4 protein-coding genes and 1 pseudogene are annotated in these 12,781 nt (G+C 75.0%); 4 read left to right on the top strand and 1 reads right to left on the bottom strand.

Going from position 1 to position 12,781, the window contains the following annotated elements; genetic code table 11:
• Window positions 1-10: 10 nt before the first annotated feature.
• The 4 genes and pseudogenes from RM555_RS01895 to RM555_RS01910 form a co-directional block, all read left to right on the top strand.
• Window positions 11-5,482 (top strand): annotated as a pseudogene (locus RM555_RS01895) (type I polyketide synthase); the annotation flags it as partial.
• Between the two features lie 88 nt (window positions 5,483-5,570).
• On the top strand, window positions 5,571-6,623 hold the full coding sequence (locus RM555_RS01900; RefSeq protein ID WP_311410128.1) for an ABC transporter ATP-binding protein: 1,053 nt from the start codon (window positions 5,571-5,573) through the stop codon (window positions 6,621-6,623).
• Window positions 6,620-7,459: an ABC transporter permease gene (locus RM555_RS01905; protein ID WP_132240281.1), complete on the top strand. Its 840-nt coding sequence runs from the start codon at window positions 6,620-6,622 to the stop codon at window positions 7,457-7,459. The genes RM555_RS01900 and RM555_RS01905 overlap by 4 nt, the downstream gene beginning before the upstream one ends.
• A gap of 448 nt (window positions 7,460-7,907) precedes the next feature.
• Window positions 7,908-9,314, top strand: coding sequence for a glycosyltransferase (locus RM555_RS01910; protein WP_311410271.1), 1,407 nt, complete (start codon window positions 7,908-7,910; stop codon window positions 9,312-9,314).
• 67 nt (window positions 9,315-9,381) lie between these two features.
• Here the strand turns inward: RM555_RS01910 and RM555_RS01915 are convergent, their stop codons facing one another.
• Entirely contained in the window at window positions 9,382-12,198 is a 2,817-nt protein-coding gene (locus RM555_RS01915; protein WP_311410129.1) for a helix-turn-helix transcriptional regulator, read from the bottom strand.
• Window positions 12,199-12,781: the final 583 nt, after the last annotated feature.

The following is a 12,781-nucleotide window of genomic DNA, read 5'->3' on the forward strand; positions in this document are numbered from 1 at the left end:
GGAGCCCCCGATGAGTGTTTCACTGGACGAGGTCGTCGGCGCGCTGCGCGCGTCCCTGCTCGACAACCAGAAGCTCAAGCAGCAGAACCAGCAGCTCACCGCCGCGCTCAGCGAGCCGGTGGCGATCATCGGCATGAGCTGCCGGTTCCCCGGCGGCGTCGGGTCGCCGGAGCAGTTGTGGGACCTGGTGGCCGACGGCACCGACGCGATGTCGGCGTTCCCCGACGACCGGGGCTGGGACCTGGGGGCGCTCTACGACCCCGATCCCGACCCGGACAGCCGGGGCACGTCGTACGTGCGGGAGGGCGGGTTCCTCTACTCCGCCGGGGACTTCGACCCCGCCTTCTTCGGCATCAGTCCCCGCGAGGCCCTCGCGATGGACCCGCAGCAGCGGCTGCTGCTGGAGACCGCCTGGGAGGCGTTCGAGCGGGCCGGCATCGACCCGACCACGCTGCGCGGCGCGCCCACCGGCGTGTACGCGGCGACCAGCAGCCAGGGCGACTACGCCGCGCTGCTCACCGGGGTCAGCGGCGGCGTCGAGGGCTACCTCGGCACCGGGAGCGCCGCCGCCGTGGCCAGCGGCCGGATCTCGTACGCCCTGGGACTGGAGGGGCCGGCGGTCACCGTGGACACCGCGTGCAGCTCGTCCCTGGTCGCGCTGCACCTCGCCTGCCAGGCGCTGCGGCTGGGGGAGTGCACCATGGCGCTGGTCGGCGGGGTGTCGGTGATGGCCACCCCGACCGTCTTCGTGGAGTTCTCCCGCCAGCGCGGCCTGTCCACCGACGGCCGGTGCAAGTCGTTCGCCGCCGCCGCCGACGGCACCGGCTGGTCCGAGGGGGCCGGCATGCTGCTGGTCGAGCGGCTCTCCGACGCCCGCCGCAACGGCCACCCGGTCCTCGCCGTGGTGCGCGGCAGCGCGGTCAACCAGGACGGGGCGAGCAGCGGGCTGACCGCCCCGAACGGCCCGTCCCAGCGGCGGGTGATCCGGCAGGCCCTGACCAACGCGGGGCTGACCGCCGACCAGGTGGACGTCGTCGAGGCGCACGGCACCGGCACCACGCTCGGCGACCCCATCGAGGCGCAGGCGTTGCTGGCCACGTACGGGAAGGACCGCCGCGCCGACCGGCCGTTGTGGCTGGGGTCGGTGAAGTCGAACATCGGGCACACCCAGGCGGCGGCGGGCGTCGCCGGTGTGATGAAGATGGTCCTGGCGATGCGGCACGGGGTGCTGCCGCCCACCCTGCACGTGGACGAGCCCACCCCGCACGTCGACTGGTCGGCCGGGGCGGTCTCCCTGCTCACCGGGGCGGAGCCCTGGCCGGAGACCGGGCAGCCGCGCCGGGCCGGGGTCTCCGCGTTCGGGATCAGCGGCACCAACGCGCACGTCATCATCGAGCAGGCCGCCGAAGCGGACACCGACGACGCCCGGCCGGCCGGTACGCCCGCCCCGCCGACCCCCTGGATCGTCTCCGCCCGCTCCGCACCGGCCCTGGCCGGGCAGGCCCGGCGGCTGCTGGCGCACCTGGCCGACCACCCCGACCTGGCCCCGGCCGACGTGGCGTACTCGCTGGTCACCACCCGCGCGGCCCTGCCGCACCGGGCAGCGGTGATCGGCGAGGACCGCGACGCGCTGCTGGCCGGCCTGCGCGCGGTCGCCGAGGAGCGCAACACCCCCGGCGTGGTACGCGGGGTGGCCCGCCCGGCCGGCAAGGTCGCCTTCCTCTTCACCGGCCAGGGCGCCCAGCGCCTCGGCATGGGCGCCGAGCTGTGCCGCCGGTTCCCGGTGTTCGCCGCGGCCTTCGACGAGGTGGCCGGGGAACTGGACCGGCACCTGAGCCGGCCGCTGCGGGAGGTGGTCTTCGCCGATCCCGACTCGCCCGAGGCGGCGCTGCTGGACCGTACCGAGTTCACCCAGCCGGCACTGTTCGCCTACGAGGTCGCCGCCTACCGGCTGGTCACGGCGTGGGGGCTGCGCCCGCAGCTCCTGCTCGGCCACTCGGTCGGCGAGCTGGCCGCGGCGCACGTCGCCGGCGTGCTGTCGCTGGCCGACGCCGCGGCCCTGGTGGCCGCCCGGGGCCGGCTGATGCAGCAGCTGCCGCCCGGCGGGGCGATGCTGGCGGTGCGGGCGTCCGAGGCCGACGTGACACCGCTGCTCGACGAGCGGGTGTCGCTGGCCGCCGTGAACGGTCCCCGGTCGGTGGTGCTCTCCGGCGACGAGGAGGCCGTGCTCGCGGCCGGTGCGCGGCTCGCCGCCGAGGGCCGGCGGCCCCGCCGGCTGCGGGTCAGCCACGCCTTCCACTCCGCCCGGATGGACGCCATGCTGGCCGACTTCCGGGTCGTCGCGGAGAAGGTCACCTGGCATCCGCCGACCCTGCCGGTCGTCTCCGACCGCACCGGCGCGCCGCTCACCGCCGCCCAGGCCACCGACCCGGGCTACTGGGTCGACCACGTCCGGGACACCGTCCGCTTCCACGAGGGCGTCGCCACCCTGGCCGCCGCCGGCGTGGGCACCTTCCTGGAGCTGGGCCCCGACGGCGCCCTGACCGCGCTGGCCCGCGAGTGCCTGCCCGACGTCGAGCCGGCGGCCTTCGTGCCGCTCAGCCGCCGGGACCAGCCCGAGCCGGCCAGCCTGCTCGCCGCGCTCGCCGCCGTCGACCTGCGCGGCGCCGGGGTGGACTGGCCGGCCCTCTTCGCCGGCAGCGACGCCGCGCGCGTCGAGCTGCCCACCTACGCCTTCCACCACGAGCGGTACTGGCCGGATCCGCCCGCCGTCGACCTCCGTCAGCCCGCCGCGCCGAGCGACGACGACGAGTTCTGGGCCGCCGTGACCCAGGACCGGCCGGCCGCGCTGGCCGCCGCGCTCGGCCTGGACGCCGACCGGCAGGAGGCGCTCGCCGAACTGCTGCCCGCCCTCGCTTCCTACCGGGACCGGCGGCGTCGCGGCTCCGCGCTGGACGGCCTGCGGTACCGCGCCGACTGGGTCCGCGTCGCCGCGCCCTCCGGCACCGCGACGACCGGCGGCTGCCTGGTGGTGGCCGGGACGCGGACCGACGCCACGGGCGTGCTGACCGCACTGCGCGCCGAGGCACTGGACCCGGTGCTCGTGACCGTGGGCGACGACCCGGACGAGATCACCCGGGCCATCGAGCGCGCCGGCGGCGCCCCGTCGGTCGTGGTCTCGCTGCTGGCGGCGGAGGCCACGGGGACGGTCGCGCTGGCCGGGACGGCCGCGCTCGTCCGGGCCCTCGCCGGGGGCAGCGCGCCGGTGTGGACCGTGACCCGGGGCGCGGTGGCCGTCGACGCGGACGATGCCGCGCCCGGCGTCGCCGGCGCGTACCTCTGGGGCCTGGGCCGGGTGCTGGCGTTGGAACAGCCGCGCCTCTGGGGCGGGCTGGTCGACCTGCCGGCGGAGCCGGACGACGCCGCGCTCGCCGCGCTCGCCCGGCTCGTCGCGGCCGGCGGCGACGAGGACCAGCTGGCGGTACGTTCCGGCGGGGTGTACGCGCGGCGGCTGTCGCGCGCCCCGGCCGGCACCGCCGCCGACGCGGACTGGCGGCCCCGGGGTGCGGTCCTGGTGCACGGGGCCGCGGCGGTACGCACCCCGCACCTGCTGCGGTGGCTCGCCGACCGCGGCGCCACCCATCTCGTCCTCGCCGGTCCCGGGGTGCCCGCCGGCACGGTCGGCCCGGACGTCGAGGTCACCGTCGTCGACGACCTCGACGGGCTGCCCGAGGCGCTGGACCGGCTGGCCGACGCCGGGACCGTGGTCCGCACCGTCCTGCACGTCGCCGACTCCGACGGGGCCGGCGAACCGGTCGCGGCGCTGGACCCGCGCGAGCTGGCCCACGCCGTGGCCGCCCGTACCGCCGGGGTGGAGCTGCTCGACCGGGCCTGCGCCGGCCGGCCGATCGACGAGTTCGTGGTCTTCACCTCCACGGCCGCCGTCTGGGGCAGCGGGGGAGCGGCGATCGCCGCCGCCGCCGGCGCCGGGCTGGAGGCGCTGGCCGCCGGCCGGCGCGCCGCCGGCCGCCCGGCCACCGTCGTCGCGTGGGTGCCCTGGGCCGACGAGGTCACCGACCCGGCACAGCTGCGCCGCCGGGGGGTCCGTCCGCTCCCCGCCGAACTGGCCGTGTCCGCGTTGCAGCAGGCCGTGGGCCGCGGCGACGACCAGCTCGCGGTCGCCGACCTCGACTGGCCGGCGTTCGTCCCGGCCTTCACCGCCGTACGGCCCGCACCGCTGCTGCGCGGCGTGCCCGAGGCGGCGGCAGCCGCGGACCGGGACGCCGGCCCCGGTGGCGAGGCGACCGACCCGGCCCGGGCCTTCCGGGACCGGCTGGCCGGCACCCCGGCCGGCGATCGGCACGGGATCCTGCTGGATCTGGTCCGCGCGCGCGTGGCCACGGTGCTCGGGCACGCCTCGCCCGGGGCGGTCGAGGCCGACCGGGACTTCCTGGAGCTCGGCTTCGACTCGCTGACCGCACTGGAGCTGCGCGACGCGCTGTGCCAGGAGACCGGGGCGGAGCTGTCGGCCACCCTGCTCTTCGACCACCCCACCCCTACGGCGCTCGCCCGCCACCTGCTCGGTCAGCTCGGCGGCGCGGACGCGGCCGGGGACGGCGCGGACGACGCCGGGGGACCCGCTGCGGAGAGCTCCGGCGGCGGACTGCTCGGCGGGCTGTTCAACCAGCCGAAGGCGCGCGAGGATCCCGCCGGGTACGCCGAGCTCCTGGTCAAGCTCGCGCAGTTCCGGCCCAGCTTCAGCGAGCCGGCGCAGCTCACCCGCCCGGCCGGCATCCTGCGGCTGGCCGAGGGCGCCGCCGCGGCGCAGCTGGTGTGCTGCTGCACCATGTCCCTGCTCTCCGGCGCCCACGAGTACGCCCGGCTCGCCGCCGGCTTCCGGGGGGTGCGCAACGTCTGGGCCCTGCCCAACCCCGGGTTCGGCGTGGGCGAGGAGCTGCCCGCCGACCTCGACGCCCTGCTGCGGGTGCACGCCGACACGGTGCTGCGCGCCGTCGACGGCGGCCCGTTCGTGCTGGCCGGTCACTCGGGTGGCGCGATGGTGGCCAACCTGCTCGCCGGCGAGCTGGAACGCCAGGGCCGCTCGCCGGACGCGGTGGTGCTGATGGACACCTACCCGGCGAACAGCGAGGTGCTCGGCGGGTGGGTGCCGCAGCTGCTCGACGGGATGATCGACCGGGAGACCGCGTACACGCCGATGGACGACTGGCGGACGACCGCGTGGGCCGGCTACCTGCCCCTGTTCCTGGACTGGCAGCCGACCGAGATGGCGGCGCCGACCCTGCTGGTCCGGGCCAGCGAGCCGTTGGGGGAGTGGGACGGCGAGGAGGACGGCTGGCGGTCCCGCTGGCCCTACCCGCACGAGGTGGCGGACGCGGCCGGTGACCACTTCAGCATGGTCGCCGACCGGGGGCCGGAACTCGCCGGCACGCTTCAGCGGTGGCTGGCCGCGCGGGGCCTGTGACCGTTCCCGCCCCTGGCGTGCCCCTAGCGGCCCCCTATCGGCGCACACACATCTATCGAACCGACGTTGCAGGACGGAGCATGACGACGTGGACGAGGCAGTGGTGGTCACGGAGCTGGTCAAGCGGTACCAGCCCAACATGCCACCGGCGGTGGACGGGCTGAGTTTCTCCGTCGCCGCCGGTGAGGTCTTCGGCCTGCTCGGGCCGAACGGGGCGGGCAAGACGACGACGATCGGGGTGCTGACCACTCGGGTACGGGCCACCTCGGGCCGGGCCCGGGTGTGCGGCGCGGACGTGATCGGCGCGCCCGCTGTCGCGCGGCAGTTGCTGGCGGTCGTACCGCAGCGGGTGAACCTGGACCGGGCGCTGACCGTCCGGCAGAACCTGCTGTTCCACGCGGCGTACCACCGCGTGCCCCGGGCGGAGCGCATCCGGCGGGCGGACGAGCTGCTGGACCAGATGGGGCTCAAGGACTTCGCGAACCACCGCACCGACTTCCTGTCCGGCGGTCTCGCCCAGCGCACGATGATCGCCCGCGCGCTGATGCACTCGCCCCGGGTGCTCTTCCTCGACGAGCCGTCCGCGGGCCTCGACCCGCAGTCCCGGCTCTTCGTGCACGACCGGGTCGCCGAGCTGAAGCGGTCCGGGGTGACCGTGGTGGTCACCACGCACGACATGGACGAGGCGGAGAAGCTCTGCGACCGCGTCGGCATCGTCGACCACGGCAAGCTGCTCACCCTGGACACCCCGTCCGCGCTGACCCGTACGCTGCCGGGCAGCAGCACCCTGACCCTCGTGGTGACCCCCGGCGCCCCCGCCGAGCAGGTGCGGGTCGCGCTCGACGCGATCCCGGACGTGGAGCAGGTGGAACACTTCAAGGTGACCGCCCCGGCGCCCGTCGCCGCGCCGGCGTTCCCGGGCATGCCGGCGATGCCGATGCCCGCGCCGGCCCCCGACGCGCCCGCCGACCCGGACGCCCCGCTCTCCTTCCGGGTCTACACCAGCGGCCAGCCGGCCAACGCCATTCCGATGGCGATGAAGATCCTCGCCGACCTGGGCTGCGAGGTCCGTGACCTGAACATCGGCCAGCCCAGCCTGGAAGATGTCTTCATCCACCTGACCGGAAGGGAACTTCGGTGAGCGTCGCCGCCCCCGCCCCCCCGTCCGCGCCGTCGCCGGCCTCGTCGCCGCCGCCGGTGCGCGCGCTGGACCAGTTCGCCACGTTCCGGGCGGTGCTCTCGCGGGACCTGTTCGTCACCGGCCGGGAGCTGGTCGGCTTCCTGCTCCAGGTCTTCATCCAGCCGCTGTTCATGCTGTTGATCTTCGGCAAGGTGCTCAGCGACCTGGGCTACGCCAGCGACGACTTCTCCAACGTGCTGCTGCCCGGCGTCATCGCGCTGAACGCCTTCCTGATCGGCCTGGAGAACACCGCGCTGCCGATGATGATGGACTTCTCCTTCACCCGGGAGATCGAGGACCGTCTCCTGTCGCCCATGGCGATTCCGCTGGTGGCCCTGGAGAAGATCGTCTTCGGCGGCATCCGCGGCCTGATCGCCGGCGTGGTGCTGATCCCGGTCGGCATGCTCATGCTCGGTGTCACCTGGCCCTGGGCGGTCGTGCTCAAGGTGGTCGGGGTGTTGGCGATCGGCGCGCTGGTCGGTGCGGCGGTGGGCCTCGCCTTCGGCACGCTGGTGCCGACGCAGCACATCCAGATCATGTTCACCGTGGTGATGACCCCGATCATGTTCACCGGCGCGACCCAGTTCCCGCTGCTGGGCCTGGACTCGCTGCGCTGGTACCAGGTGATCTGCTCGCTGAACCCGCTCACCTACATCAGCGAGGCGACCCGGTCGCTCGTCGGCCCGCCGGGGGTCGAGTCGCTGCCGCTCTGGCTGTGCATGTGCGTCCTCACCGGGGTCTTCGTGGTGTTCTCGATGATCGGCATGCGTGGCTTCATGCGCCGCGCCGTGGACTAGCCGAACCGCGGTCGCGGACCGCGCGGCCCCGGCAGGGGCGCGCCGGCCCGGCGATCCCCGTCCCCGTTCCCCGTACCACCTCGACGCCGATGGCCCGAGCCGCTTCCGCGGCTCGGGCCATCGGCGTCGGTGCGTGTACCCCATCGGCAGGCACGAATGTCGACATGGTAGGTTAGTCCGAAATAATCGGCACATAACCCGCCCCTCCAGCGAGCGTTGCCATGCCAGCCGTGGCAGTCTGTGCAGAGGGCGCCAGCTCGAGGTCCCGGCTGTTCCGGAGTGCCAGCCCTTTCGACCCGAGCTTCGCCGCACGTTGCTGCATCGATGTGTATCGATGTCGATCCGCCGCCGACCGAACGGCTCCACGAACAGCCCGCCGGCGCGGCGTACTCCAGGGTCGGACGGCGCGGGTCGCCGCACAGGCGGGAAGGAGTGACGGACGGTGGACATGACCGGAAACGACCGTGACCGGGCGGTACTCGTCGTCGCCTACAACAGCGCGGGGATGTTCAACCCGCTGCTCAGCATCGTGGGCGAGCTGAAGGCCCGGGGCGTCGGGAACGTCTGGTTCGCCTCGACCGAGGATCGCCGGGCGGACGTCGAGGGACTGCGAGGGCCGGGCCAGGTCTCGTTCGTCTCGCTCGGCCCGGCCCGGCCGCAGTCGTCACCGGACAGCTGGGACGACGCGACGTACCGGGCGCTGACCACCGGCGACCGGGCGACCAGCTTCGCCCGGTACCTCGACGTCAGCACCGACTACGACCACGTGCGGCAGCTCTACCGGCGCTGCCTCCAGGTCATCGACGTGGTCGGGCCGGTGGTGGCCGTGGTCGACAGCCTCGCCAGCTGGGCGATGGACGCGGCGCAGACCCGGCAGCTGCCCTTCGTGGTCAGCATCTCGCTGCCGCCGTCCAACTTCTTCCAGGAGCAGCTGCCGTCGCGCTACCCGGCCCCGTTCTCGGGGCTGCCGGAGCGGATGACGCCCCGGCAGCAGGCGGCCAACCTCGGCTTCCGCAACCGGCTGGTGCGGGCGCTGATGGAGCCGGACCGGCTGCGGCGCAGCCTCGCCGCCGTGGCCGCCCGGAAGGCGGCCGGCATCCACAACCCGGAGATGCGCCCGGCCGGCTACGTCGAGGCCGCCGAGGCGCTCATGGCGTACACGGTGTTCGGCTTCGAGTACCCCTTCGCGACCGCCCCGGAGAAGCTGCGGATGCTCGGTCCCGTCGTGCCCCGGGAACTGCCGCCCGCCGACGGCGACGACGAGCTGACCCGGTGGCTCGACGCGCACCCCTCGGTGGTCTACGTCGGCTTCGGCACCATCATGCGACTGTCGCGCGGCCAGGTGGACGCGATCGTCGAGATCGCCGACCGGCTCGGGCCCGAGCACGCCGTGCTGTGGAAGGTGCCCGCGCGCCAGCAGCACCTTCTCCCGCCGGCGCGGCGGCTGCCGGGCAACCTGCGGGTGGAGGCGTGGGTGCCGTCGCAGCACCGGGTGCTGGCCCACCCGCACGTGCGGGTCTTCTTCAACCACGGCGCCGCCAACGCCATCCACGAGGCGGTCCACTTCGCCGTGCCGCAGCTGGTGATGCCGTTCTGGCTGGACTGCCCCGACGGTGCGGTGCGCGCGGTCGACAGCGGGGTGGCCCTGTCCGTCGAGCGCGCCGACTCGCCGGACGTCGAGGACGTCCTCGCCAAGCTCGCGCGGCTGCTGGGCGAGGAGACGTTCCGGGCGCGGGCGCAGCTGTGGAGCCGGCGGATGCGGGAGGCCGGCGGGGTCACCGCCGCCGCCGACCTGGTGCTGGAACACCGCGACGAGGCGGCGGCCCGTCGTACCGTCGGGCTGGCCGTCGGCTGATCTCCCGGTCGCCGTACGCGCCGCAGGGGCGCGGTGGGCCACACCCACCGCGCCCCTGCGACGTCGGTCAGGACGCGGCGCCCTGGGTCTCGTCGGCCAGCGCCTCCGCGTACGCGACGAGTCGGGACGGCAGGTCCGTGCGCCGCTTGACGTCGAGCTTGCGGTAGACCCGGGTCAGGTGCTGCTCCACCGTGCTCACGGTGATGAAGAGCTTGCTGGAGATCTGCCGGTTGGTGTGCCCCTGGGCGGCCAGCGCGGCGACCCGGCGTTCGGCGTCGCTCAGCCCGTCGTCCGGCTCCTGCAACTCGGCCGCGGCCGGGTACGCCGGCAGCCCGCTGCCCGGCTCCCGGCGGATCAGCCGCTGGGCCAGCACCGACGCCCCGCAGTCCTGGGCGAGCTGGTAGGCCCGGCGGACGAGCAGTCGGGCGCGGGCGGAGTCCCCGGCGCGTTGGAGCGTCTGGCCGGTGTCGCCGAGGGCCCGGACGAGTTCCAGCCGGTCGCCGCTGGACTGGAGCAGGTTGACCGCTTCGGAGAGCAGCTTGCGCCGGTGGTCCTGGGCGGCGGTGGTGGCGAGCAGCCGGAGCGTACGGCCCCGGGTGCGGTCGTCGACCCCGTGCGGCACCCGCAGCTGCTCCTGGAGAAGCTGCGTGGCCTGCGTCTTGTTGCCGACGCTGAGCTGCACCCGGGCCAGCTCCAGCCGCCACGGCACCAGCCCGGCCGCGTCGACGCCCCAGGCGCGCATCAGCTCGCCGCAGCGGCGCAGGTCGGTGGTGGCGGCGTGCGGCCGGCGCACGGCCAGGTGGTGCCGGGCCCGGGCGGCCAGGTAGTGCAGGCCCAGCGGGGTGCGGAAGATGCCGGGCGGGACGGGGTGGGCGAGCCACCGTTCGGCCTCGGAGAACCGGCCCGACTCGGTCGCGCAGGCGACCAACGTGGCCAGCGGGCCGGCGATGGCCACCCCCCAGGCCGGGGCGGGCATGTCCTCCAGGGCCGCCCGCGCGTGGTGCTCCGCGCCGGGCAGGTCGCCGACGCGCAACGCCGCCTCCGCCCGGACCGCCCGGATGACGGCCCGCCACACCGGGGCGTGCTGGGCCACCGGCCGACCGAGCAGCACGTCCCCCCAGACCGCGGCCCGGTCGGACCGACCCGCCCAGAGCAGCGCCAGCAGGGGAGCGGTCAGCAGACCCAGCGCGCCGTCGTCCGTGTGGTGGCGCTGGAGAAGCTGCTCGGCGGTTGCCACGGTGTCGTTGTCCGCGGCCGGCGTCAGCGCGGTGCCGAGCACCGTCACCGCCTGGAGCAGCGGGCTGATCGTGGTCGGCGCGCTCGCCGCCCGGCTCCAGGCGCTCGGGGTCTCCCGCACGGTGGTCAGGTGCTCCGGGTGGGAGAGGGAGACCAGCAGCTGCATCATCCGCAGGCGACCGGCCGTGCCGGCCGGGCTGTGCTCCTCGTCCGTCGGGAAGGCGCTGACCGCCTCGGTGGCCTCGTCCACCCGGCCCTGCCAGAGCAGGTAGGGCACGGCGGACAGGCCCGCGTCGGTGGACCACCCGGCGGCCCGCGCCGTCTCCACCAGCTCGGTCAGCTGCCCGTTCACGGTCAGCGGGTTGAGCTGCCAGCGGGCGTTCACCAGCATCTCGGTGGTGGCGGTCCGCTGCTGCGCGTCCACCGGGGCGCGGGAGACCAGGCGAAGGCACGCGGCGGCCACGTCGGGTCGACCCGACGCCAGCGCGTGGCCGGCGGCGTCCTGGAGCACCGGCACCACCCAGGGCGCGCTCGCCGAGCCGGCGGCCACCAAATGCTCGGCGACCACGCTCGGCTCGGCGCCGTGGTCGTGCAGCACCTCGGCGGCGCGCTGGTGCAGGCTCCGCCGTTCGTCGGCCGACATGTCGCCCAGGATCGACCGCAGGATGCGCGGGTGACGGAGCTGGTCGCCCTCCATGAGGCCCGAGGTGCGCAGCACCCGTACCGCCGGGGCCGTCGACTCGGGCACCACGTCGAGGAGGTGGCCGAGCAGTTCGGTCGTCGCGGGCCGGTTGAGCACCGCCAGCGCCTGCGCCACCCGGCGCACCCCCGGCTCGTGCCGGTACAGGCAACCGAGCACCGCCTGGTCGAACGCGTCGCCGACCGGCGGACCGTACTCGTCGTTCGTCTCCGCGCCGGCCCGCTCCTCGAGCAGCGCCCGGGTGAGCAGCGGATTGCCGCCGGTCATGCGGACGCAGCGTTCCGCCGTCCGCCGGGCGTCGGCGTTGTCGGCCTCGCCGCCGACCAGCCGGGCGACGGCGTCGACGGTCAGCGGCGGCAGGCCGATGCGGGAGAAGTGCGGCTGGCTGAGCAGCTCGGCGCGGAACAGCGGGTGCGGCGGGCGCAGCGTCGAGGCCTCCGCGAGCACGACCATGATCCGGGCGTGGCGCAGCCGGCGGGTCACGTAGAGGAGGCAGTGCAGCGAGGCCGGGTCCGCGTGGTGCACGTCGTCGACGGCGAGGACCAGGGGTCCGGCGGCGGTCAGGTCGAGCAGGGTGGCGAAGAGACCGTGCAGCAGGGGGGCCCAGGCCCGGTCGCCGTCGGCCGCCTCGGCGCCGGGCTCGGGCAGCGGTACGGCGAAGGTGGCGTCCCGCACCAGCTTCTCGACCCGGGCCGCGGCCTCCGGAGTGAGCCGTGCACTGTGGAACAGCTGCCCGATCACTCCCAGGTGAAGCCCGCGCTCGGCCCGGGAGCCGGCGGCGCTCATCACCTGCCCGCCGGCGCCCGCCGCCCACTCGCTGAACGACTCCAGCAGGCTCGTCTTGCCGCTGCCCACGGCGCCGGTGACCAGCGCGACGTGTCCGCGCTGCTGGTCCTCACAAGCCCGGAACGCGCGCCGGAGCCGGGTCGTCTGTTCCTCTTGCTGCACCAACACCAACGTGTCAGCCCTTCTCCTACGCGGCGCGGGACCGGGAACCCCGGTGTTGCCGACGCCGCCTCCCCCTTGCCGGACAGCCGCCCCTCCACCCGTGTCTTCCGGGTAGGGGTGGAGCGCACCGGGCCGCCGTGCCGGGTGGACCTGGAAATCTTTCGCCGGACCGGGGTTCTCGCCGTACGGTCCGGGTGCTCAGGGGAGTCTGGCACCGGCGCGGGTGTGCGACAACGGGCGCGAGACCCCATCGTTTCGCGCACAAACCTGCGGCCCTGAAACGCATTTAGGGGTTGCGCGAAGCGCGATGAAGGGGTGTCGGACTCGACCCGGTGGGGGAGATGGCGACACGGTGAGTGGCTGGTGTCGGGTGTGCGGCTTGATGGTGTCACATCGACCTTCGCGACGCACGCCCGGTTGCACGCTCAGTGCTGGGGTGTGGACACCCGGCGACGGTCGGCGCAGGTGGCGGCCGAGGCCATCCCTCCACAGTCGACTGGAAAGACCGGCGGAAGCCGGGGCGAACGGCGGCGGACGGCCGCCGGCGGCCCACGCCGGAGGGAGGTGTAAGGAAGGGCCCCTT

The organism is Micromonospora reichwaldensis (assembly GCF_031845925.1).
Classification (GTDB): Bacteria; Actinomycetota; Actinomycetes; order Mycobacteriales; family Micromonosporaceae; genus Micromonospora; species Micromonospora reichwaldensis.